We start from the raw sequence: 22,373 nt of genomic DNA on the forward strand, positions 1-22,373 counted from the left end.
ATCCGACGATTTACCTTAGGAGCACAGCATGACTAACAAAATCATCCTTGCACTCGAAGCAGAGCAGATGACCAAAGAGATCCCTACCTTTGCCCCGGGCGACACCATTGTCGTTCAGGTGAAAGTGAAGGAAGGCGACCGTTCGCGTCTGCAAGCGTTCGAAGGTGTTGTTATCGCCAAGCGTAACCGCGGCGTAAACAGTGCATTCACCGTTCGTAAAATCTCCAACGGTGTTGGCGTAGAGCGTACTTTCCAGACCTACTCCCCGCAAATCGACAGCATGGCTGTCAAGCGTCGCGGTGACGTACGTAAAGCCAAGCTGTACTACCTGCGCGACCTGTCGGGCAAAGCAGCTCGCATCAAGGAAAAACTGGCTTAAGTCCAGCTTCCGATGCAAAAAAAGCAGCCTGCGGGCTGCTTTTTTGTTGCCTGCGGTTTAACGAATTCTCCGGATCGCGGCCTGACGCGAGACCGGGTTGCGGCCATCGCGAGCAAGCTCGCTCCCACAGTAGATCTTCTGCGACCACAATGCCTGTGAACGCCATAGATCCCCTGTGGGAGCGAGCTTGCTCGCGATGCGATTTACGTAGCGTCGCTGGTTTCAGGCTGAATCAACGCCAACAACGTCCACCCTGCTGAAGGCTTGACCGCACTGTCCGGCGTCACCACATGCACCCAGCCACTGTCATCACGAGCAAACAGCAGAGTCGCACGCTCGCCATGCAACGCCTGATAATCCTCCCAGCCAAAGCCCTCGGTCAGGTTCGTGCTGTACAACTCAGCCCCCTGATGCAGCTGATTGGCCAGCTTGATGTAGGTTAACTCCTCATTGCCTAGCAAACGCCCGCGATGTTCATGGCTGGCGCGATGTTTGTCGGTGCGTCGGCTCTCCTGGCCGCTGGCCAGTCCGAACAGCCGTTGATGGCCGAAATCATGGCGAAAACGCATTGCGGCGAGGGTGTTCAACTCCCCGGACGGTGACAACGCCAGCAAATGCCCGAGGCCGACCAGATCCAGATGCGCATCGGCATGTTGCGAGGCCGGGTTGCCAAAATAGGTCGGCAAGCCTTCCATCCGGGCTGCGCGAATGTTTTCCCAGCTCGAATCCGTCAACAGTACGCGACTGCCCAGTTGCTGCAGGGCCTTGCCCAGCGTGCGCGCAGGTCCGTTGGCGCCGATGATCAGAAAGCCGCTCGGTGCCGGTTCCGCCACCTTCAGCAGGCGCGCCAGCGGTCGTGCCGTGGCGCTTTGCAACACCACCGTGCCGATGATCACCGCAAAGGTGAGCGGCACCAGCAGCAACGCTCCCTGGTGACCGGCCTCATGCAGGCGAATGGCGAAGATTGCCGACACCGCCGCTGCCACGATGCCCCGTGGGGCAATCCACGCCAGCAGCGCCCGTTCGCGCCAACCCAGGCTGGAGCCCGCCGTGCTCAGCAGCACATTCAAAGGGCGGGCGATGAACTGAATGACCAGCAGCAAAATCAGCACCAGAGGCCCGAGGCCGATCATGGCGTTCAGGTCCAGCCGTGCCGCCAGCAGAATGAACAGGCCGGAGATCAGCAACACGCTGAGGTTTTCCTTGAAATGCAGGATGTGCCGTACATCCACGCCTTTCATGTTGGCCAGCCACATGCCCATCAGTGTCACGGCCAGCAACCCGGATTCATGGGTGACCTCGTTGGAGGCAATGAAAATACCCAGGACTGCCGCGAGCGCCGCCAGGTTGTGCAGGTATTCCGGCAGCCACTGGCGGCGAATCAGGGTGCCGAGCAACCAGCCACCCAAAATACCGAACAGGCTCCCGCACAAAATCACGCCGCCGAAGGTCAGCAGGCTTTCCTTGAGGCCGTTACCTTCGGCACTGGCAATGATGAAGCTATAGACGACTACCGCCAGCAGGGCGCCGATGGGGTCGATGACAATGCCTTCCCAGCGCAGGATATTGGCAATCGACGCTTTCGGGCGCACGACGCGCAGCATCGGTACGATCACGGTCGGCCCTGTCACCAGGGTCAGGCTGCCGAACAGGATGGCCAGCAACCAGTCGAACCCCAGCAGCCAGTGAGTGGCGACAGCAATGACCACCCAGGTGGAGAGGGCACCAATCGTGACCAGGCGATGGACGACGCTGCCGATTTCGCGCCACTCGGACAGATGCAGGGTCAGGCTGCCTTCGAACAGGATCAGCGCCACCGCCAAGGACACCAGCGGCATCAGCAATGGCCCGAACATTTCTTGCGGGTCGAGCAAGTGCAGCACGGGGCCAGCCAGGATGCCGGTCAGCAGCAGAAAAAGAATCGCCGGCAATTTCAAGCGCCAGGCCAGCCATTGGCAAAGCAGCGCCGCCGCGCCTATCCCGCCAAATGCCAATAAAATCTGCTGCTCGCTCATTGCTGCTCCCTGTTCCTTGAAATGGCGGCCTATGAAAGACTAGCGGCCGTTTTCATGTCCAATCTTAATTTTGCGTGCAGCCTCAAGGCTGCATGATTCGAGTACCCATGCCTGCCATCGATCACCCGCTGATAGACCAATTCCTCGATGCCCTGTGGTTGGAGAAAGGTCTTTCCGACAACACCCGCGATGCCTATCGCAGTGACCTGGCGCTGTTCAACGGCTGGTTGCAGGAAAAAGGGCTGGAGCTGATCAACGCTGGCCGCGAACTGATCCTTGATCACCTGGCTTGGCGTCTGGAACAAAACTACAAGCCTCGTTCCACTGCGCGATTTCTCTCCGGTGTGCGTGGGTTCTATCGCTACTTGCTGCGGGAAAAACTCATCGCCGTCGATCCGACCCTTCGCATCGACATGCCGCAGCTGGGTAGGCCGCTGCCGAAATCCTTGTCGGAAGCCGACGTGGAGGCGCTGTTGAAAGCGCCGGACCTGAGTGAAGCCATTGGCCAGCGTGACCGGGCCATGCTTGAAGTCCTGTACGCCTGCGGCCTGCGAGTGACGGAGCTGATCAGCCTGACGCTGGAGCAGGTCAATCTACGTCAGGGCGTGCTGCGCGTGATGGGCAAGGGTAGCAAGGAGCGTCTGGTGCCGATGGGTGAAGAGGCAATTGTCTGGGTCGAGCGCTACATGCGCGATGGCCGTGGCGAACTGCTCGGCGGGCGTCCCAGCGATGTGTTGTTCCCGAGTCAGCGTGGCGAGCAGATGACGCGTCAAACCTTCTGGCACCGGATCAAGCACCAGGCCAAGGTGGCCGGGATCGGCAAGTCGCTGTCGCCGCACACCTTGCGCCATGCCTTCGCCACGCATCTGCTCAATCACGGTGCAGACCTGCGGGTGGTGCAGATGCTGCTGGGGCACAGCGATTTGTCTACGACGCAGATCTACACCCATGTTGCCCGGGCGCGCTTGCAGGATTTGCACGCCAAGCATCATCCACGCGGGTGAATCTCCCGAGATCCGCTTTTCTGTGGGAGCGGGCTTGCCCGCGAAGAGGCCGGCACATACAACATTGATGTCGCCTGATACGACGCTTTCGCGAGCAAGCCCGCTCCCACAGGAGATTGTGTCGCCACAAATGTCTTGCATCAGGTGCATTCGGCCATGTGGGCCTTATGTGATAGGCTGGGCCGGTTTGCACGATGGGCGTTTATGACCCGGTGTTTCGGCACGGGCGTTCTGATCGTCCCATTTGTCCGTCTTCAGGAGTTCTCATGCGTCTGACCCAGATTTTCGCCGCCGCAGCCATTGCGTTGGTCAGCACCTTTGCCGTCGCCGATGACGCGGCCGACAAAGCCATTCGTAAAAGCCTGGAAAACCTCCAGCTCGAAGTGCCGGTAGAGACCATCACCGCCAGCCCGTTGCCAGGCCTGTACGAAGTCAAGCTCAAGGGCAGCCGTGTGCTGTATGCCAGCGCCGACGGCCAGTACGTGGTTCAGGGCTACCTGTTCGATCTCAAGGACGGCAAGCCGGTCAACCTGACCGAGAAGACCGAGCGCCAGGGCATCTCCAAACTGATCAACGCCATTCCGGTTGCCGAAACCGTTGTCTACCCGGCCATTGGCGAAACCAAGTCGCACATCACCGTATTCACCGACACCACCTGCCCGTACTGCCACAAGCTGCACGCCGAAGTGCCTGAGCTGAACAAGCGCGGCATCGAAGTGCGTTACGTTGCGTTCCCGCGTCAGGGCCTGGGCTCGCCGGGTGACGAGCAACTGCAAGCGGTGTGGTGCTCGAAAGACAAGAAAGCGGCCATGGACAAAATGGTCGACGGCAAGGAAATCAAGGCCGCCAAGTGCGATAACCCGGTCTCCAAACAGTTCGCCCTCGGCCAGTCGATCGGCGTGAATGGCACACCGGCCATCGTTTTGGCCGACGGTCAGGTCATTCCGGGCTACCAGCCTGCGCCACAAGTCGCCAAACTGGCGCTGGGCGCGAAGTAAATTCGCATCGTCACGGCAAGCCTTGACGATCATGGTCCGGTAGCGACATTCGCCGGGCCATCAATAGAGAGCCGCGAGTCTGCGGTTGTTTTCACGGCCGGCCTCGAGTCGGCCGTTTTATGGGGAGTTCACAGTGAAACCGGTCAAAGTAGGCATCTGTGGGTTAGGAACCGTCGGTGGCGGTACCTTCAACGTACTTCAGCGCAACGCCGAGGAAATTGCTCGTCGTGCCGGGCGTGGAATCGAAGTGGCACAAATTGCCATGCGCACGCCAAAGCCTCAGTTCCAAACGACCGGTATTGCGATTACCAACGATGTCTTCGAAGTGGCCACGAACCCTGAGATCGACATCGTCATAGAGCTGATGGGCGGCTACACCGTTGCCCGCGAGCTGGTACTCAAGGCCATCGAGAATGGCAAGCATGTGGTCACCGCGAACAAGGCGCTTATCGCCGTTCACGGTAATGAAATTTTCGCCAAGGCCCGCGAGAAGGGCGTGATCGTTGCGTTCGAAGCGGCGGTGGCCGGTGGCATCCCGGTGATCAAGGCGATCCGCGAAGGCCTGTCCGCCAACCGCATCAACTGGGTAGCCGGCATCATCAACGGCACCGGCAACTTCATCCTGACGGAAATGCGCGAGAAGGGTCGCACCTTCGAAGACGTATTGGCCGAAGCCCAGGCCCTGGGTTACGCCGAAGCCGATCCGACCTTCGACGTCGAGGGTATCGACGCCGCTCACAAGCTGACGATCCTGGCATCCATCGCGTTCGGTATTCCGTTGCAGTTCGACAAGGCTTACACCGAAGGCATCACCAAGCTGACCACCGCCGACGTGAACTACGCCGAAGCGCTGGGCTACCGCATCAAGCACCTGGGCGTGGCGCGCAGCACCGCGGCCGGTATCGAATTGCGCGTGCACCCGACGCTGATCCCGGCCGATCGCCTGATCGCCAACGTCAACGGCGTGATGAACGCGGTGATGGTCAACGGCGATGCTGCCGGTTCGACCCTGTTCTACGGCGCTGGCGCCGGCATGGAGCCGACCGCTTCGTCGGTGATCGCCGACCTGGTGGACGTGGTCCGCGCCATGACTTCCGACCCGGAAAACCGAGTACCGCACCTGGCGTTCCAGCCGGATTCGCTGTCGGCTCACCCGATCCTGCCGATCGAAGCCTGCGAAAGCGCCTACTACCTGCGCATCCAGGCCAAGGACCATCCGGGCGTATTGGCTCAGGTCGCGAGCATCCTTTCGGAGCGCGGCATCAACATCGAGTCGATCATGCAGAAGGAAGCCGAGGAGCACGACGGCCTGGTGCCGATGATCCTGCTGACCCACCGTGTGGTGGAACAGCGCATCAACGACGCCATCGCTGCTTTGGAAGCCTTGGCGGGTGTGGTCGGTCCAGTTGTACGGATCCGTGTCGAGCACCTGAACTAAGCCGATATCGTTGACCGGGCTCGCTTGCGGGCCCGGCACTACGAACACTGTCCATTGGAGTCAGTCATGCGTTACATCAGTACCCGCGGCCAGGCACCGGCCCTGAATTTCGAAGACGTCCTGCTGGCTGGTCTTGCCACCGACGGCGGTCTGTACGTCCCGGAAAACCTGCCACGTTTCACCCAGGAAGAAATCGCTTCCTGGGCCGGCCTGCCGTATCACGAACTGGCCTTCCGCGTCATGCGCCCGTTCGTCACCGGCAGCATTCCGGACGCCGATTTCAAAAAGATTCTTGAAGAAACCTACGGCGTGTTCGCCCACAGTGCCGTTGCGCCGCTGCGTCAGCTGAACGGCAACGAATGGGTGCTGGAGCTGTTCCACGGCCCGACCCTGGCGTTCAAGGATTTCGCCCTGCAACTGCTCGGTCGTCTGCTCGACTACGTGCTGGAAAAGCGCGGCGAGCGCGTAGTGATTGTCGGCGCTACTTCCGGTGATACCGGCTCGGCCGCCATCGAAGGCTGCAAGCACTGCGAAAACGTCGACATCTTCATCCTGCACCCGCACAACCGTGTGTCCGAGGTGCAGCGTCGGCAGATGACCACGATTTTCGGCGAGAACATCCACAACATCGCCATCGAAGGCAACTTCGATGACTGCCAGGAAATGGTCAAGGCGAGCTTCGCCGACCAGGGCTTCCTCAAAGGCACTCGCCTGGTCGCGGTGAACTCGATCAACTGGGCGCGGATCATGGCCCAGATCGTTTACTACTTCCACGCATCCCTGCAGCTGGGCGGCCCGGCGCGTTCGGTGTCGTTCTCGGTGCCGACCGGCAACTTCGGCGACATCTTCGCCGGTTATCTGGCGCGCAACATGGGCCTGCCGATCAATCAGTTGATCGTCGCCACCAACCGCAACGACATCCTGCACCGCTTCATGAGCGGCAATCAGTACGTCAAGGACACCCTGCACGCCACGCTGTCGCCGTCGATGGACATCATGGTCTCGTCGAACTTCGAACGCCTGCTGTTCGACCTGCACGGTCGCAACGGTGCGGCCATCGCCGGGCTGATGGATTCGTTCAAGCAGGGTGGCGGTTTCAGCGTCGAGCAAGAGCGCTGGACCGAAGCCCGCAAGTTGTTCGACTCGCTGGCCGTGGATGACGCGCAAACCTGCGAAACCATTGCCGAAGTCTACGAGCAGACTGGCGAAGTGCTGGATCCACACACGGCCATCGGCGTGAAAGCTGCCCGGGAATGCCGTCGCAGCCTGGATATTCCAATGGTGATCCTGGGCACCGCCCACCCGGTCAAATTCCCGGACGCCGTGGAAAAAGCTGGTGTAGGAAAAGCGCTCGAACTGCCGGTACATCTTTCTGATTTGTTTGAGCGAGACGAACGTTGCACCGTATTGCCAAATGACCTGAAGGCCGTGCAGGCCTTTGTCAGCCAGCATGGCAACCGCGGCAAGCCGCTGTAACCGGTCAGCGCTGTTACATTTTGAAGCCCGTCTCCTGACGGGCTTTTTCATTTATGCATGCACACTTGTCGTGTTATCGCCGCGAAGGGACAGGCGAATGGATCACCAAGGACGTGGGAATGCTGTTTACAAGTGTGTTCAAGCCAGTCGCGCGCTGGCTGTTTTTATTCGGCATGCTGGGAATCGCCGAATGGGGAGGGGCAAGCCCTGCATCGATTCAGGAGCGTGGGAAGTCTGCCGCACGGTCAATGGTCGTGCTGGATGACCAGGAGTTGCAGTGGATGGCCAAGCATCCTCGGGTTGTGGTCTCGGCGCTGGAATACCCGTTGTACCTGTTCAAGGATGAACATGGCCAATGGACGGGCTTGAACAGTGACCTGCTCAAACGCATCAGTGACATGACGGGGTTGCAGTTCGTTTACCAAGAGTCTTTTTCCACCGATCAGATGCTGGCCCATCTGGAAAGCGGCGCTGCGGATTTGAGTACGACCCTGGCGATGAATGACGAACGCAAGGCGTTTCTCGATTTCAGTCATGCGTTCGGCGGTACAGGATGGGTCTTTCTCGGGCAGGCCGGAGCACCACCGGTGCAGTCGCTGGAGGATCTGGCGAAGCGGGTACTGGTGCTGCCGACCCGGCATGCACTGGAGGCGATGATCCGTCGTAATTATCCGTCCATCGAGTTGCGTTCGGTTAAAACCTACGCCGAAGCCCGTGCCTGGGTGGAAAGCGGCGAAGCCTACGCCACCATCGAAAGCGAAATCGGCGCCCAGCACATTCCGTCAGGCCGGCTTAAGATCGACGCCGTGGTGCCGGGAAAATGGGATGCGGATTATCTGGCGGTGCGTGAAGGCCAGCCGCAGTTGCTGAGTATCCTCAACAAGGCGCTTGAGGCGTTTCCTGAACAGGAGTTGCGCGGCCTTCGCCTGAAGTGGTTCGGCGGCGCTACCGTGCCACAGGCGCCTGGCCTCTGGCAGCGGCTTGACCAGTGGGTTTGCTGGGGCGTGTTGGTGGTCAGCCTGTTCGGCCTGTTGTCCCTGCTCTGGAATCGGCGGTTGGCGGTGGTGGTCAGGCAACGGATCGAGGCCCAAAGCACTCTGCGCGATCAGCTCGCCTTCCAGCATGCCCTGATGGATGCCATGCCTGACCCGATGTTTGTCCGTGATCTGCAAGGGCGCTTGATCATGTGCAACAAAAGTTATGAGGACGCCTTGTCGACGCGTTTTGACCGGATGCAGGGGCGGCAGTTGATCGAGGTCGATGCCATGCCCAGACAAACCGCGGAATTGCTGCATGCCGAGTTCATGGCGCAATTGAGTACGCGCAGGACGCGCTTTTTCGAGCGTCAATTGATGTTCAAGGACGGTGTCAGGGATATCTACCAGTGGACAGTGCCGTTTTACACGGCGGATGGCCAGCTACGGGGATTGTTGGGGGGCTGGGCCGACATCGCCCGGCGCACCCGACAGACGTGATGGTTGGGTTTTTTCCCTGTCATGTTCGCCGTGCATGCTCTCTTGACTGGGCTGCAGGTTCGCCTGCGGTCAGTACCCAGAACCTTCTTCTCGGGCCAGCGGTCATTTGTAGTAGGCATGCCCCAGGCACGTTGTTTTCGGACTATTGAGTGGTGATCGGGATGGAAAGTATCAGTCTGTTGCTCGGTGAGGCGCTAAGCCCGTATCAGGTTACGTTGACCCCGTCAGGCATTCGTGGCGAATGCCGGGTGACCCTGACGAATGCTATCGGCGCGACCGTGGTCGAGCGCGAGTTCAATCAGGCCCAGTTGAATGACAAGCGCTTGCTGACGGATGTGGTCGACGGTTTGCATCGCGACGTGCTGATCGCTGAAGGACGCCTTGAGCCTTGTGTGATCGCGGCATTACGTAATGCGGCGCAGGACAAGCTGCTGGCCAGCCGCAATTGAACGGTTTTTTGTAGGAACCTTTCCATACCCAGGTCAGTCAGACTTTGTAACAGCAGGATCAAGCATTGTGCTCCGGTGCTTGTAGCTTGCTGCTACTGGTCTCCAAGCAGGCCACGTTTGACCCCGAGTCGTCTCCCCACTTCTCGGGGTTTCTTTTGCCCGGGATTTGTCAGGGGTGCGCCAGATTGTCGAAAAACGCCTTGGTGTCTTTCAGGTAATCGCTGCGGCTTTGGGGATCCAGCCAGGCGGCGTAGGCCTCATCGAGGCGTTCACGGGGAAGGGTGCGCAACACCTGGTTGATCTCGACAATGGCCTGTCGGCCCTTTGGCGTGTCGGTGCAACCGATGTAACCGGACAGGTATTTGCCCGTGCCACGGATCGGATAGAACTGCAGCTCATCCTCGGCAATGCCTTGCAGCGAGGCCTGGTAGCGTATTTCCGGGCGATAACCCAACAGCAGGTGCAAGCGTCCCAGGCGCTGCATCTGCAGCAGGCTGCCCAAGGCGTCGTTACCGTAATGAGGGGCCAGCGCGTCGGCTGGCGCTTGTTTGAGCAGTCCGTCGAGGTATTCGCCGTAATTGCGCTCGGCAATAATTCCCAGTTTTTCGCTACCGCTGGCGAGCAGCGCTGCCAGGTCCACTTCGTCGTCCTTGATAAAGGGTGTCAGCATTTTCTGGTCGACGCGCCGCACGGCCAGGCCATTGCTCATGGCGCGGAAGACCGGAATGGAAAAGGCGATCCACTTTTCCCGTTCCTTGCTCCAGTTCAGCGCCGCGTCGCAGACGAGGGCGGGTTCGTGGAGCATTTGCAGTCCACGCGCGCGATTGACCCTCATCACGCTGTGCTGGTATTGCGGCATGCCGGCAATCAACAGTGGAAGTAATTGATCGATAACGCCCAGACCCTTTTTCGGCCCGTCGAAAATCGTCAGCGGCGGCAGGTCGCGCTTGAGCCAGATCAGGGGTTCCCCGGTTTGCGCCAGGGCTGACGGGATCGGTCCAGGGAGCAGGAACAAGATCGCCAGCATGCACAGCAGCCGCCCGCCGCGTGGCGGGCAGTGTCGAATGGGCCATGCGGGCAGGTGCCTCAGCCTAGATGGCTCCGTCTTTGCGCAACTGTGTAATCTGCGTCGCGTCATAGCCAAGTTCCTGGAGTACCTGTGCGTTGTGCTCACCCAGTTGTGGCCCGACCCATTCACATTCCCCGGGTGTCTCTGAGAGTTTCGGCACAATGCCCGGCATCTTGAAGTCTTTGCCGTCCGGCAGCTTGGCTTGCAGGAACATTTCCCGCGCCAGGTACTGGGGGTCATTGAACATGTCTTCGGCGCTGAAGATCCGGCTGGCCGGCACCTCGGCCTGATTGAGCTGCGCCAGCACCCTGTCCAGCGGCAACGAGTTGACCCAGCGATCGATGACGCCATAAATCTCGTCGCGTCGGGCATCGCGGCCATCGTTGCTGGCAAGCTGGGGGTCGTTGGCCAAGTCTTCCCGGCCAATGATCAGCATGAAGCGTTTGAAAATCGCGTCGCCATTGGCGCCGATCTGCACGTGCTTGCCATCGGCACTGGTGTGGATCGAGGACGGGGTGATGCCGGGCATGATATTGCCCGTGCGTTCGCGGATGAAACCGAACACGTCGAACTCCGGAACCATGCTTTCCATCATCGCGAAGATGGCTTCGTACAGCGCCACGTCCACCACTTGCCCCTGGCCGCCGTTGACCTCGCGATGACGCAGGGCCATCAACGCGCCAATCACGCCCCAGAGCGCGGCAATCGAGTCGCCGATGGAAATGCCGGTGCGCACCGGTGGGCGGTCTTCGAAGCCGGTGATGTAGCGCAGGCCGCCCATCGACTCACCGACTGCGCCAAAGCCGGGCTGATCCTTCATCGGGCCGGTCTGGCCGAAACCCGACAGCCGCACCATGACCAGTTTCGGGTTCAAGGCGTGCAGGACGTCCCAGCCCAGGCCGAGTTTTTCCAGGACGCCGGGACGAAAGTTTTCGATCAGTATGTCTGCCTCGCCCAGCAGCTGTTTCAGGATGGCCTGACCGTCGGGGTGCTTGAGGTTGAGGGTCAGGGACTTTTTGTTGCGGGCCTGGACGAACCACCACAACGAAGTGCCTTCATACAACTTGCGCCATTTGCGCAATGGATCACCGCCGTCCGGGGATTCGATCTTGATTACGTCGGCTCCGAATTCCGCGCAAATACGCGAGGCAAACGGGCCGGCAATCAAGGTGCCCAATTCGATGACTTTCAGACCGGAAAGCGGTTTGGCGGTGAACGGCATGCTGGATCCTGTGGGGCAAAGGTTGAGCGGATAGAGCGTTTTAACATAGCCGACTGTCAGACGCTCCAGCTTGATTGTGTTCAATTCGTGGATTGCCCGTCGCATCGGTTAGACTTGCCGACTTTCCTCGTATCAAGAAGCCCGTACATGGCCCAGCCGTCCACGACCTACAAGTTTGAACTGAACCTCACCGACCTCGACCGCAGCGTCTATGAGAGCGTGAAGCAGACCATCGCCCGTCACCCTTCGGAAACCGAAGAGCGCATGACCGTGCGCCTGCTGGCCTACGCCCTCTGGTACAACGAGCAGCTGTCTTTTGGCCGTGGTCTGTCGGAAGTGGATGAACCGGCCTTGTGGGAAAAAAGCCTGGATGACCGCGTCCTGCACTGGATCGAAGTCGGCCAGCCGGATGCCGAGCGCCTGACCTGGTGCTCGCGCCGCACTGAACGTACCAGCCTGTTGGCCTACGGCAGCCTGCGCGTGTGGGAGGGCAAAGTGGTGCCGGCGGTGAAAAACCTGAAGAACGTCAACATCGCTGCCGTGCCTCAGGAAGTCCTGGAAACCCTGGCCAAAGACATGCCCCGCGTCATCAAGTGGGACGTGATGATCAGCGAAGGGACGATCTTCGTCACCGACGACCGTGGTCAGCACGAAGTCCAGTTGCAGTGGCTGGCCGGTGAGCGCGGCTGATTTTTCGCAACTGTCCCGCGTCACCCGGTTTTATCCTACGTATTGAAGAGAAGCATCTTTCACCCCATGCGCATCGAACCTCGCCTGCTGCCCGACACCCTGCCATTCCTCGGTGATATTCCGCCGCTGTTGACCCGCCTGTACGCGGCTCGGGGCGTGCTGTCCGAGGCGGAACTGGACAAGAGCCTGGCGCGGTTGATTCCGTTCCAGCAACTCAAGGGCATCGATGCCGCGGTGGATCTGCTGGTGACTGCGCTCGAACAGCGTCAGCGCATTCTGATCGTCGGCGACTTTGATGCCGACGGCGCGACGGCGAGCACCGTGGGCACCTTGGGGTTGCGTCTGTTGGGGGCGGCACATGTCGACTACCTGGTACCCAACCGATTCGACTACGGCTATGGCCTGACACCGGAAATCGTCGCGGTGGCGCTTGAGCGTCAGCCGCATTTGCTGATCACCGTCGACAACGGCATCTCCAGCGTCGAAGGCGTGGCAGCGGCGAAAAAGGCCGGGCTCAAGGTACTCGTCACCGACCACCACTTGCCCGGTGACGAGCTGCCGTTGGCCGATGCCATAGTCAATCCGAACCAGCCCGGTTGCGAGTTTCCGAGCAAGGCGCTGGCCGGTGTCGGGGTGATTTTCTATGTGTTGATGGCCCTGCGTGCGCGGTTGCGCGAGCTGGGCTGGTACACAAGCAGGCCGCAGCCGAATATCGGCGAACTGCTCGATCTGGTGGCTCTTGGCAGCGTGGCCGACGTGGTGCCGCTGGATGCCAACAACCGGATTCTGGTTCATCAGGGCCTGGAGCGGATTCGCGCTGGACGTGCCCGGCCGGGGATCAAGGCGATCCTCGAAGTGGCCAAGCGCGATCATGCGCGTATCACCTCCACCGATCTGGGCTTCATTGTCGGCCCGCGCCTGAACGCAGCAGGGCGCCTGGACGACATGAGCCTGGGCATCGAATGTCTGCTGACCGAAGACGCAGGTCTGGCCCGTGAGATGGCGGCGCAACTGGACGGCATGAACCAGGATCGCAAATCCATCGAGCAGGGCATGCAGCGTGAAGCGCTGGCGCAGCTCAAGGATTTGCCGGTGGAGTCGATGCCGTTCGGCTTGTGCCTGTTCGATCCCGAGTGGCACCAAGGCGTCATCGGTATCCTCGCGTCACGGATGAAAGAGCGCTATTTCCGCCCGACCATCGCCTTTGCCGATGCCGGAGATGGCCTGCTCAAGGGCTCGGGGCGTTCGGTCCAGGGCTTTCACATCCGCGACGCCTTGAGTGTGGTGGCGGCGCAGCATCCGAATCTGATCACCAAATACGGTGGCCACGCGATGGCGGCCGGCCTGACGCTGCCGGAAGCGAATTTCCCCTTGTTCGCCGAAGCCTTTGACGCTGAAGTGCGCCGGCAGCTACGCGAAGAAGATCTGACTGGCCGCCTGTTGTCGGACGGCACCCTGGCGGTGGAAGAGTTCCACCTGGAGCTGGCTCGTGCCTTGCGGCATGCCGGTCCTTGGGGACAACACTTCCCGGAACCGTTGTTTCATGGGGTGTTCCAGTTGGTCGAGCAGCGCGTCGTTGGCGAGCGGCATCTTAAAGTCGTGCTCAAAAGTGAATGTGGTTCGGTGAAACTCGACGGCATTGCCTTCGGGATCGACCGCGACATCTGGCCGAATCCGACCATCAAGTGGGTGGAGCTGGCCTACAAGCTCGACCTCAACGAGTTTCGCGGGAACGAGACGGTTCAATTGATGATTGCCCACATCGAACCGCGTTGACCCGACCCTTGTAGGAGCGAGCTCGCTCGCGATGGTCGTGAACGATGGCGCTGGGGGCCTGATACCCCGCGGTGTCCTGTCGTCCATCGCGAGCGAGCTCGCTCCTACAAGGGGGCAACATCCCTCGATGTCGACTAGGCTCTAAGCACTGCTTGATTTTGGCCTTGTGACGTCTTGTCGAATTTTTTGCCCGCGGGGGCGGGTGTTGTACCTTTTTCCTGTCACTCGTCGACTATTCAAACAGAACCTGGAGCCTGCCCACTGATTCGAGAGGTGCCCCATGAGTCTGCTGCTTGAACCCTTTACCCTTCGCCAATTAACCCTGCCCAACCGCATCGCGGTATCGCCGATGTGCCAGTATTCCAGTGCCGATGGCCTGGCCAATGACTGGCATCTGGTCCACCTCGGCAGCCGTGCTATCGGCGGGGCCGGGCTGGTGTTTACCGAAGCCACGGCGGTCACCGCCGACGGGCGCATCACGGCCGAGGATCTCGGTCTGTGGAATGATGAACAGATCGAACCCCTGCAACGCATCACCCGCTTCATCAACGCCCAGGGCGCCGTTGCCGGTATTCAGCTGGCCCATGCCGGGCGCAAGGCCAGCACCCACCGGCCGTGGCTCGGCAAGCATGGCAGCGTCAAACCCGACGAGGGCGGCTGGGTGCCGGTCGGACCTTCGCCGATTGCGTTCGACCCGCAGCACACCCAACCCAAACAACTGGATGACGACGAGATCGCCAAGGTGATCCAGGCCTTTGTCGATGCGGCAAAGCGCTCACTGACGGCCGGTTTCAAAGTGGTCGAAGTGCACGCGGCCCATGGTTACCTGCTGCATCAATTTCTGTCGCCGTTGAGCAATCAGCGTCGCGATCAATATGGCGGTTCGTTCGAAAATCGTATTCGGCTGGTGCTGCAGGTCACCGAAGCGGTGCGTGCGGTGTGGCCTGAAGAGTTGCCGGTGTTTGTCCGGGTCTCGGCCACCGACTGGGTGGAAGACGGCTGGAACCCCGATGAAACCGTGGAGCTGGCCCGCCGCCTCAAAGCCTTGGGGGTCGACCTGATCGACGTCTCGTCGGGCGGGACGGCAGTCAATGCTGAAATTCCCACAGGGCCCGGTTACCAGACCCGCTTCGCCGAGCGGGTGCGCAAGGAGTCGGGCATGGCCACCGGCACAGTCGGCATGATCACCGAGCCGGCCCAGGCCGAGCACATCCTGCGCACCTGTCAGGCGGACATCATCTTCCTGGCCCGTGAGTTGTTGCGCGATCCGTACTGGGCGCTGCACGCGGACGACGACCTGGGCGGGCACAAGGCCGTGTGGCCGGCGCAATATCAGCGGGCGACTCACCGTGAGCAGCCCATTCATGAATCGGATTTGCGCGACTGAAATCCATCGATACGAAAAAGCCCCTGAATCGTGAGATTCAGGGGCTTTCGTTTATCCGGATCGTGATCAGGCCGCTTCGATCTTGTTGCGGTTTTGCTCGACCTTGTTCAGGTATTCCTTGAGTTTTTCCTGCTCCGCGGCTGTGGTGAACAAGCCGAGCTTGCTGCGCCGCCAAAGAATATCGTGTGCGGTAGTGGCCCATTCTTCACTGCACAGGTAATCGACCTCGCGGGTGTAGAGACCGCCGCCGATGTGCTCGCCCATATCGCTGATGTCCTGTACGCCTTCGAGCATGCGCCAGGTACGGCTGCCGTAGGAGGTGGCCCAACGGCGAGCGATCTCGCTTGGTAGCCAGTCGAATTTGTCGCGGATACGTGAGCTCAAGGCCTGCGGGGTGGTCATGTCTTCACCGCCCGGCAGCGTGGCGCTTGCGGTCCAGCTTGGCTGGATGTGCTTGAAGTAGGGTGCCAGTTGCGCCAGCGCCGACTCGGCCAGTTTGCGATAGGTGGTGAGCTTGCCGCCGAACACCGACAGCAACGGAGCCTCTTCGCCAGTGCCAGACAGCGCCAGGGTGTAATCGCGGGTCACGGCCGACGGGTTGTCGGATTCGTCGTTGCACAGCGGGCGCACACCGGAATAGCTGTGCAGGATGTCGTCGCGGCTGATTTGTTTTTTGAAATGGGCGTTGACCACATTCAACAGGTAATCGGTTTCGCCGTCGGTAATTGCCACCTTCGCCGGATCGCCGGTGTACTCGCGGTCGGTGGTGCCGATCAGGGTGAAGTGATTCAGGTACGGAATGGTGAACACGATACGCTGATCTTCGTTTTGCAGGATGTGCGCGTGTTCGCCTTCGTACAGTTTCGGCACGATCAGGTGGCTGCCCTGGATCAGGCGGATGCCGTAAGGCGATTCCATCTTCAGGTCATCGCGAATGAACCTGGCGACCCATGGCCCGGCCGCATTGACCAATGCCTTGGCGCGGATCGAAAACAGGCTGCCGTCGGCGCGCTCCAGGTGCAGGTGCCACAGGCCCTTGGTACGGCGCGCGCTGACGCAGCGGGTCTGGGTGTGAACGTGGGCGCCTTTTTCCCGGGCGGCCATGGCGTTCAACACCACCAGGCGGGCGTCGTCGACCCAGCAGTCGGAGTATTCGAAGCCCTTGGTGATTTCGCTTTTGAGCGCGCTGTCGGGGCCGAACTTCAGGCTTTTCGAACCTTGCAGTTGCTCGCGCTTGCCCAGGTTGTCATAGAGGAACAGACCGGCGCGAATCATCCATGCCGGGCGCAGGTGTGGGCGGTGCGGCAACACGAATCGCATTTGCTTGACGATGTGCGGCGCCTTGGCCAACAACACTTCGCGTTCAGCCAGGGCCTCACGCACCAGGCGGAACTCGTAATGTTCGAGGTAGCGCAGGCCACCGTGAATCAGCTTGCTGCTGGCCGACGATGTATGGCTGGCCAGGTCATCCTTTTCACAAAGGAACACCGAGAGACCGCGTCCGGCGGCGTCCGCTGCGATCCCCACGCCATTGATCCCGCCACCGATGACGGCGATATCGTAGACCTCGGCGAGAGGGGGCGTAGGCAAGGTGGAAGTGGGCATCGGCTCGGCCTCGGAATTCTTTGATGTTTTGTATTTGAATTCGAACATTAATGTTCATTTGCGAAAATACTAGCCCATAAAGACGCCCACAGCCAGTCAGCTTCGATTGAAAATACTCATCGAAGGGCCATTAAAGGAAAATTTACGAACATTGAAAGGTGCAGGCTGCTTTTGTGGCGAGGGGGCTTGCCCCCGTTCGACGGCGAAGCCGTCGCAGGTTGGGGCTATGAATGTGCCTGTCTGAACTCGGCTGAATGGTTTTAGGGCCGCTTCGCAGCCCAACGGGGGCAAGCCCCCTCGCCACAGGGGAAGGAGGGGGGTTAAACCACTTCCAGGCGAACCTTGTGCTGGTTCAACAACTGCGCCAGCGCCGGGGAGGGTTGCTGATCGGTGACCAGGCAATCGACCAGGCTAATCGGCCCCAGGCGAATCATGGCGTTGCGCCCGAACTTGCTGGAGTCGGCCGCGAGGATCACTTGCCTGGCATTGGCGATGATCGCCTGGGATACCCGCACTTCCTGATAGTCGAAGTCCAGCAGGCTGCCGTCTTCATCGATGCCGCTGATGCCGACCAGGGCGAAATCGACCTTGAACTGATTGATGAAGTCGACACTGGCCTGACCCACCACGCCACCATCGCGCCGCACGTTGCCGCCAGTGAGCAGGACATCGAAATCGTCCTTGGCGCTGAGCATGGAGGCGACGTGCAGGTTGTTGGTGATGATCTTCAGGTGACTGTGGTTGAGCAGTGCCCGGGCAATGGATTCGGTGGTCGTGCCGATGTTGATGAACAACGAGGCATGGTCGGGAATCTGCGCGGCAATGGCTTCGCCGATACGCTGTTTTTCATCGCGCATCTGATCGGCGCGCATGGCGTAGGCGGTGTTTTCAACGCTGGAGTCGTAAGCCGCGCCGCCGTGGTAGCGACGCAACAAATTGGCTTCCGCGAGCTGATTGATGTCGCGGCGAATGGTCTGCGGGGTAACTACGAACAGCGTGGCCATTTCCTCGATGCTGACATAGCCGCGTTCGCGGACCAGTTCGAGGATTTGCTGCTGACGGGGAGGCAGATTCATGGGGCGTCCTTTGGGCTGCCGTGCAAAATTTGCCCATGATGCCGCAGGAATCTGCTCCCGACCAGTTACATACAGATACGAGCCTGCGTCTTGGCTTATTCAGTCTCGTCTTCAGCCGCCCAATCGCGGGTACGGCTGACCGCTTTTTTCCACCCCGCGTAGAGTTTTTCCTTCGCCGTTTCATCCAGCGTCGGCTCGAACTTGCGTTCGATCACTGCCTTGCCACGCAACTCTTCCAGGCTGCCCCAGAAGCCGCAGGCTAGGCCTGCCAGGTAAGCCGCACCCAGAGCCGTGGTTTCGCGCATTTGCGGACGCTCGACCTGCGTGCCGAGGATGTCGGCCTGGAACTGCATCAGGAAATTGTTCGCCACCGCGCCGCCGTCCACGCGCAGGGCCTTGAGGCGTTCGCCGGAGTCCTGTTGCATGGCGTCGAGCACGTCGCGAGTCTGGTAGGCAATCGATTCCAGCGCTGCGCGAATGATGTGATCTACGCGTACGCCGCGGGTCAGGCCGAACAAGGCGCCACGGGCGTACGGGTCCCAGTAGGGAGCACCAAGACCGGTGAAGGCCGGCACCAGGTACACACCGTTGCTGTCTTTGACCTTGTTGGCGAAGTATTCGGTGTCGTGGGCGTCGTTGATGATCTTCAGTTCGTCACGCAGCCATTGCACGGTAGAGCCGCCGTTGAACACCGCGCCTTCCAGCGCGTAGGCCACTTCGCCACGTGGGCCGCAGGCGATGGTGGTGAGCATGCCGTGTTGGGACTTGACGGCTTTGTCGCCGGTGTTCATCAACAGGAAGCAGCCAGTGCCGTAGGTGTTTTTCGCCTGGCCTGGCTCGACGCACATCTGGCCGAACAGGGCAGCTTGTTGGTCGCCAGCGATGCCGCCGATGGCGATACCGCTTTTGGTGTGACCGTAGATTTCGGACGACGATTTGACTTCCGGGAGCATCTCACGAGGGATGTCGAGGACCTCCAGCATCTTCGCGTCCCACTCCAGCGTGTGGATGTTGAAGAGCATGGTGCGCGAAGCGTTGGTGTAGTCGGTGACATGCACCTTGCCACCGGTGAATTTCCAGATCAGCCAGCTGTCGACGGTGCCGAACAACAGCTCACCGTTGCGCGCGCGCTCGCGGCTGCCTTCGACGTTGTCGAGGATCCACTTGAGCTTGGTGCCGGAGAAGTACGGGTCGGTGACCAGGCCGGTGGTGTCGCTGATGTATTGCTCGTGGCCATCGCGCTTGAGCTGCTGGCAGATCTCGGTGCTGCGTCGGCACTGCCAGACGATGGCGTTGTAGATCGGGCGGCCGGTGTTCTTGTCCCAGACCACGGTGGTTTCGCGCTGGTTGGTGATACCGATGGCCGCCACCTGGTCGTGGTGCAGGCCGGCTTGTGCCAGGGCCTCGACCATCACGGCGCTTTGGGTCGCGAAGATTTCCATCGGATCGTGTTCGACCCAGCCGGCTTGCGGGTAATGCTGTGCGAACTCCCGTTGGGCGGTGCAGACCACGTTCGCGTCGCGGTCGAAAATGATCGCGCGGGAGCTGGTCGTACCCTGATCGAGGGCAATGATGTAGCTCTTATTCTGTGTGTCGGTCATGTCGATTGCCTTGGACGAAATAAGGGAGTGAGGTCTGGCGCGCGATCAAGGGGCAGGGGCACGCGCCAACGGTATCAAGAAGTTCTGGGTTTGCCGTCAATGGCAGCTGTTGCATCCTTTGTAGCAGGTACGGCGCTGGGCAGATGGCGGGCAATCAGCCCGCGATAGGCGGCAGCACCGAGGCAGGCACCGACAATCGGTGCAAAAACAGGAATCAGGAAATACGGGATATCGCGTCCGCCAGTGAAGGAAATTTCACCCCAGCCAGCGAAGAAAGTCATCAGTTTAGGGCCGAAGTCCCGCGCAGGGTTCATGGCAAAGCCGGTCAGTGGTCCCATCGAGCTACCGATCACCGCAATCAACAGGCCGATCAGCAGCGGTGCCAGCGGGCCTTTGGGCAGGCCATTGTTGTCATCGGTCAGGGACATGATCACGCCCATCAGGATGGCCGTGATAATCACCTCGACCAGAAATGCCTGGGCGGTGGTCAGCACCGGGTTCGGGAAGGTGGAGAACACGGAGGCCAATTCGAGGCTGGCTTGAGTGCCGCGAACCATATGGTGCGTTTGTTCGAATTCGAAGAATAGATTGCTGTAGAGCGTGTAAACCAACAGCGCTCCACAGAAGGCACCCGCCACTTGGGCGAGTATGTAGAAAGGCAATTTACGTTTTTCGAAGTCCGCGAAAATGCTCAGGGCAATGCTGACGGCAGGGTTCAGATGAGCCCCGGAAACCCCAGCGGTAAGGTAGATCGCCATGCTGACGCCGACGCCCCAGATAATGCTGATTTCCCACAAGCCAAAACTGGCACCCGCGACCTTGAGCGCGGCAACGCAACCTGTACCAAAAAAGATCAGCAGCGCCGTACCCAGAAACTCGGCCATGCATTGGCTCGAGAGCGACGGTTGTTGTAAAGCAGTTGTCATTGAAACCTCATTTTTTTTGTTGTCTGGCGCTTTTTCCATCATGGTCGGAGCGCGGTTTTCGCCGAGGCAGGATCCCCATCCTGGTCGCGGTTTACTGCTGGGTGCAGCGGTAGGACGTTTCGTACAGTTTCATAAACGAAAAAATATAGACAAGAAACGCTGCTGTCAAAGGTCGAAAGTGAACCATTGGTCACAAAGAAACTATTCGCTGTATGAATGACCGGGTTGTTGAGGAATGGGGTTGCCAGGCAATGGCGTCATGAATGCGCCGCTGTAGAGCCTTTTAATGATCAATGTCCTAGAATCGGGCGCAGTATTTTTCTTCTGCCGCCCAGTCTGGAGCTGTCATGACCCCCGCATTGGATTTGTTGAAAAAGGTTCGGGCCGAACATCGCGTACACAGTTACGAACATGACCCCAAGGCCGCCTCCTACGGGTTGGAAGCGGCGGAAAAACTCGGGCTCGATCCGGCGCAGGTGTTCAAGACCTTGCTGGCGGCCAGTGAAAAGGGCGAGTTGCTGGTGGCCGTGGTGCCGGTTGTCGGCAGCCTGGACTTGAAAGGGCTGGCCCACGCCGCGGGCGTGAAGAAGGTCGAAATGGCCGACCCGGCGGCAGCGCAGCGCTCTACCGGCTATCTGTTGGGCGGGATCAGTCCGCTGGGGCAGAAAAAGCGCTTGCGTACCTTCATTGATAATTCGGCCCAGCCCTTCGCCAGCATTTTTGTCAGTGCGGGGCGGCGTGGACTGGAAGTCGAACTGGCACCGGCGGTGCTGGCCGAGCACACCCAGGCCAGATTTGCCGATATCGGCCGTGCGTGAACATCATCGGAGTCCGCGCAGCGCTGTATGGTGAAAATCAGCCTGCTCTGTCACTGGTGCCGGCTGAGCCAGCGCGGCATGCTTTGTGGTCTGACAAAGGGAGAAGGTTATGCAACTGGAGTTTCATCAGGTCGACGCGTTCAGCAATCAGCCATTTAGCGGCAATCCGGCGATGGTCTATCGGCTCGACACCTGGCTCGCCGATGAGTTGATGCAAAAGATTGCCGCCGAACACAACCTCGCCGAAACGGCGTTTGTCGTGCGTGAAGGGCAGGGCTGGCACATCCGTTGGTTTACGCCGACCACTGAGGTGCCATTGTGCGGTCACGCGACGCTGGCTAGCGCTCATGTGCTGTTCGAGATTTATAAGGAGCCCGTCGAGCGACTGGACTTCACCTGCAAATCCGGCCCGTTGGGCGTGACCCGTGAAGGTGGGCGGCTGTGGCTGGATTTCCCGGCGATCACTGCATCGCCGGTGAACGTGATCTCGGACATCGAGCGTGCACTGGGCGTGAAGGCTGTTGAGGTACTGGCTTCAAATGAGCTGTTCGTGGTGCTGGAGTCGGAGCAAGCCGTGCTCGACTGCAAGCCGGACATGGTGGCCCTGGCGAAACTGCCATGGCTGGGTGCCATCGTGACGGCGCGGGGCGAGCAGCACGATTTCGTTTCCCGCTACTTCGCCCCGGCAATCGGCATCAATGAAGACCCGGTGACCGGGTCGACCCATTGCCTTCTGATTCCGTACTGGTCAAAGCGTTTGGCCAAGTCGAGATTGACGGCTTTTCAGTGTTCGGCGCGGGGCGGGGAATTGTTCTGCCAACTGGAAGGCGATCGGGTGAGGATCGGCGGCAATGCGACCCTGGTTGCCAGTGGCATGCTGATGCTGGGATAACGCAAGCCCATTGTGGGAGCGGGCTTGCTCGCGAAGGCGGACAGTCAGTTAACATCATCATCGACTGACACTCCGCC

General features: G+C 60.0%; 19 protein-coding genes. 12 read left to right on the forward strand and 7 right to left on the reverse strand.

The genetic code is table 11. From position 1 onward, the window contains the following. The first annotated feature begins 28 nt into the window (after window positions 1-28). A complete protein-coding gene (gene rplS, locus KGB29_RS26800; RefSeq protein WP_003175895.1) occupies window positions 29-379 on the forward strand; it encodes a 50S ribosomal protein L19 in 351 nt (116 codons plus the stop codon). 203 nt (window positions 380-582) lie between these two features. On the opposite strand, the gene KGB29_RS26805 is transcribed toward rplS, so the two are convergent. Next, window positions 583-2,394 carry a cation:proton antiporter gene (locus tag KGB29_RS26805; RefSeq protein WP_150814685.1) on the reverse strand — a complete coding sequence of 604 codons (1,812 nt, stop codon included), beginning with the start codon at window positions 2,392-2,394 and terminating at the stop codon, window positions 583-585. Window positions 2,395-2,501: 107 nt separating this feature from the next. On the opposite strand from KGB29_RS26805, the gene xerD reads away from it, so the two are divergent. From xerD to KGB29_RS26835, 6 genes are all read left to right on the forward strand, one after another. Then, window positions 2,502-3,398, forward strand: a complete 897-nt coding sequence (gene xerD, locus KGB29_RS26810) for a site-specific tyrosine recombinase XerD (RefSeq protein ID WP_056853624.1) — start codon at window positions 2,502-2,504, stop codon at window positions 3,396-3,398. Between the two features lie 266 nt (window positions 3,399-3,664). Further along, on the forward strand, window positions 3,665-4,396 hold the full coding sequence (gene dsbC, locus KGB29_RS26815; RefSeq protein ID WP_057713416.1) for a bifunctional protein-disulfide isomerase/oxidoreductase DsbC: 732 nt from the start codon (window positions 3,665-3,667) through the stop codon (window positions 4,394-4,396). Between the two features lie 133 nt (window positions 4,397-4,529). After that, complete coding sequence (locus KGB29_RS26820; RefSeq protein ID WP_057713417.1) at window positions 4,530-5,834, forward strand: homoserine dehydrogenase; 1,305 nt, start codon at window positions 4,530-4,532, stop codon at window positions 5,832-5,834. Window positions 5,835-5,900: 66 nt separating this feature from the next. Beyond that, window positions 5,901-7,310, forward strand: a complete 1,410-nt coding sequence (gene thrC / locus KGB29_RS26825) for a threonine synthase (RefSeq protein ID WP_150814684.1) — start codon at window positions 5,901-5,903, stop codon at window positions 7,308-7,310. Between the two features lie 119 nt (window positions 7,311-7,429). Continuing rightward, window positions 7,430-8,785, forward strand: a complete 1,356-nt coding sequence (locus tag KGB29_RS26830; RefSeq protein WP_150814683.1) for a transporter substrate-binding domain-containing protein — start codon at window positions 7,430-7,432, stop codon at window positions 8,783-8,785. A gap of 161 nt (window positions 8,786-8,946) precedes the next feature. Continuing rightward, complete coding sequence (locus tag KGB29_RS26835) at window positions 8,947-9,234, forward strand: DUF3509 domain-containing protein (RefSeq protein WP_150814682.1); 288 nt, start codon at window positions 8,947-8,949, stop codon at window positions 9,232-9,234. A gap of 169 nt (window positions 9,235-9,403) precedes the next feature. Here the strand turns inward: KGB29_RS26835 and KGB29_RS26840 are convergent, their stop codons facing one another. Further along, on the reverse strand, window positions 9,404-10,372 hold the full coding sequence (locus tag KGB29_RS26840) for a TIGR02285 family protein (protein ID WP_150814681.1): 969 nt from the start codon (window positions 10,370-10,372) through the stop codon (window positions 9,404-9,406). Next, complete coding sequence (locus tag KGB29_RS26845; RefSeq protein WP_150814680.1) at window positions 10,326-11,525, reverse strand: CaiB/BaiF CoA transferase family protein; 1,200 nt, start codon at window positions 11,523-11,525, stop codon at window positions 10,326-10,328. Before KGB29_RS26845 ends, KGB29_RS26840 begins: the two co-directional genes overlap by 47 nt. A 147-nt stretch (window positions 11,526-11,672) precedes the next feature. On the opposite strand from KGB29_RS26845, the gene KGB29_RS26850 reads away from it, so the two are divergent. The 3 genes from KGB29_RS26850 to KGB29_RS26860 all read left to right on the forward strand — a co-directional run bounded on the left by KGB29_RS26850 (window position 11,673) and on the right by KGB29_RS26860 (window position 15,378). Then, window positions 11,673-12,215, forward strand: coding sequence for a YaeQ family protein (locus KGB29_RS26850; RefSeq protein WP_007971297.1), 543 nt, complete (start codon window positions 11,673-11,675; stop codon window positions 12,213-12,215). 66 nt (window positions 12,216-12,281) lie between these two features. Beyond that, window positions 12,282-13,991: a single-stranded-DNA-specific exonuclease RecJ gene (recJ, locus tag KGB29_RS26855; RefSeq protein ID WP_090457550.1), complete on the forward strand. Its 1,710-nt coding sequence runs from the start codon at window positions 12,282-12,284 to the stop codon at window positions 13,989-13,991. A 280-nt stretch (window positions 13,992-14,271) separates the two neighbouring features. Then, a complete protein-coding gene (locus KGB29_RS26860) occupies window positions 14,272-15,378 on the forward strand; it encodes an NADH:flavin oxidoreductase/NADH oxidase (RefSeq protein WP_150814679.1) in 1,107 nt (368 codons plus the stop codon). 66 nt (window positions 15,379-15,444) lie between these two features. Here KGB29_RS26860 and glpD read toward each other — a convergent pair whose 3' ends face one another. The 4 genes from glpD to KGB29_RS26880 form a co-directional block, all read right to left on the reverse strand. Further along, window positions 15,445-16,983: a glycerol-3-phosphate dehydrogenase gene (gene glpD, locus KGB29_RS26865; RefSeq protein WP_150814688.1), complete on the reverse strand. Its 1,539-nt coding sequence runs from the start codon at window positions 16,981-16,983 to the stop codon at window positions 15,445-15,447. Window positions 16,984-17,303: 320 nt separating this feature from the next. Next, complete coding sequence (locus KGB29_RS26870; protein WP_007971301.1) at window positions 17,304-18,059, reverse strand: DeoR/GlpR family transcriptional regulator; 756 nt, start codon at window positions 18,057-18,059, stop codon at window positions 17,304-17,306. Between the two features lie 95 nt (window positions 18,060-18,154). Beyond that, entirely contained in the window at window positions 18,155-19,660 is a 1,506-nt protein-coding gene (gene glpK / locus KGB29_RS26875; protein ID WP_150814678.1) for a glycerol kinase GlpK, read from the reverse strand. A 74-nt stretch (window positions 19,661-19,734) separates the two neighbouring features. After that, entirely contained in the window at window positions 19,735-20,586 is an 852-nt protein-coding gene (locus tag KGB29_RS26880; protein ID WP_090457548.1) for an MIP/aquaporin family protein, read from the reverse strand. A gap of 347 nt (window positions 20,587-20,933) precedes the next feature. Between KGB29_RS26880 and ybaK the strand changes: the two genes are divergently transcribed. Then, entirely contained in the window at window positions 20,934-21,404 is a 471-nt protein-coding gene (gene ybaK, locus KGB29_RS26885; RefSeq protein ID WP_057713427.1) for a Cys-tRNA(Pro) deacylase, read from the forward strand. A gap of 109 nt (window positions 21,405-21,513) precedes the next feature. Then, the gene (locus tag KGB29_RS26890; RefSeq protein WP_150814677.1) at window positions 21,514-22,296 is read left to right on the forward strand and encodes a PhzF family phenazine biosynthesis protein; all 783 of its coding nucleotides are present in this window, start codon (window positions 21,514-21,516) and stop codon (window positions 22,294-22,296) included. Window positions 22,297-22,373: the final 77 nt, after the last annotated feature.

Source organism: Pseudomonas sp. BF-B-30 (genome assembly GCF_019956305.1).
Classification (GTDB): domain Bacteria; phylum Pseudomonadota; class Gammaproteobacteria; order Pseudomonadales; family Pseudomonadaceae; genus Aquipseudomonas; species Aquipseudomonas jessenii.

Excerpts from the sequence above, each read along its gene's own strand:
- rplS (WP_003175895.1), top strand. The coding sequence starts at position 29 with ATGACTAACAAAATCATCCTTGCACTCGAAGCAGAGCAGATGACCAAA.
- KGB29_RS26805 (WP_150814685.1), bottom strand. The coding sequence starts at position 2,394 with ATGAGCGAGCAGCAGATTTTATTGGCATTTGGCGGGATAGGCGCGGCG.
- xerD (WP_056853624.1), top strand. The coding sequence starts at position 2,502 with ATGCCTGCCATCGATCACCCGCTGATAGACCAATTCCTCGATGCCCTG.
- dsbC (WP_057713416.1), top strand. The coding sequence starts at position 3,665 with ATGCGTCTGACCCAGATTTTCGCCGCCGCAGCCATTGCGTTGGTCAGC.
- thrC (WP_150814684.1), top strand. The coding sequence starts at position 5,901 with ATGCGTTACATCAGTACCCGCGGCCAGGCACCGGCCCTGAATTTCGAA.
- KGB29_RS26830 (WP_150814683.1), top strand. The coding sequence starts at position 7,430 with ATGCTGTTTACAAGTGTGTTCAAGCCAGTCGCGCGCTGGCTGTTTTTA.
- KGB29_RS26835 (WP_150814682.1), top strand. The coding sequence starts at position 8,947 with ATGGAAAGTATCAGTCTGTTGCTCGGTGAGGCGCTAAGCCCGTATCAG.
- KGB29_RS26840 (WP_150814681.1), bottom strand. The coding sequence starts at position 10,372 with ATGACGCGACGCAGATTACACAGTTGCGCAAAGACGGAGCCATCTAGG.
- KGB29_RS26845 (WP_150814680.1), bottom strand. The coding sequence starts at position 11,525 with ATGCCGTTCACCGCCAAACCGCTTTCCGGTCTGAAAGTCATCGAATTG.
- KGB29_RS26850 (WP_007971297.1), top strand. The coding sequence starts at position 11,673 with ATGGCCCAGCCGTCCACGACCTACAAGTTTGAACTGAACCTCACCGAC.
- recJ (WP_090457550.1), top strand. The coding sequence starts at position 12,282 with ATGCGCATCGAACCTCGCCTGCTGCCCGACACCCTGCCATTCCTCGGT.
- KGB29_RS26860 (WP_150814679.1), top strand. The coding sequence starts at position 14,272 with ATGAGTCTGCTGCTTGAACCCTTTACCCTTCGCCAATTAACCCTGCCC.
- glpD (WP_150814688.1), bottom strand. The coding sequence starts at position 16,983 with ATGCCCACTTCCACCTTGCCTACGCCCCCTCTCGCCGAGGTCTACGAT.
- KGB29_RS26870 (WP_007971301.1), bottom strand. The coding sequence starts at position 18,059 with ATGAATCTGCCTCCCCGTCAGCAGCAAATCCTCGAACTGGTCCGCGAA.
- glpK (WP_150814678.1), bottom strand. The coding sequence starts at position 19,660 with ATGACCGACACACAGAATAAGAGCTACATCATTGCCCTCGATCAGGGT.
- KGB29_RS26880 (WP_090457548.1), bottom strand. The coding sequence starts at position 20,586 with ATGACAACTGCTTTACAACAACCGTCGCTCTCGAGCCAATGCATGGCC.
- ybaK (WP_057713427.1), top strand. The coding sequence starts at position 20,934 with ATGACCCCCGCATTGGATTTGTTGAAAAAGGTTCGGGCCGAACATCGC.
- KGB29_RS26890 (WP_150814677.1), top strand. The coding sequence starts at position 21,514 with ATGCAACTGGAGTTTCATCAGGTCGACGCGTTCAGCAATCAGCCATTT.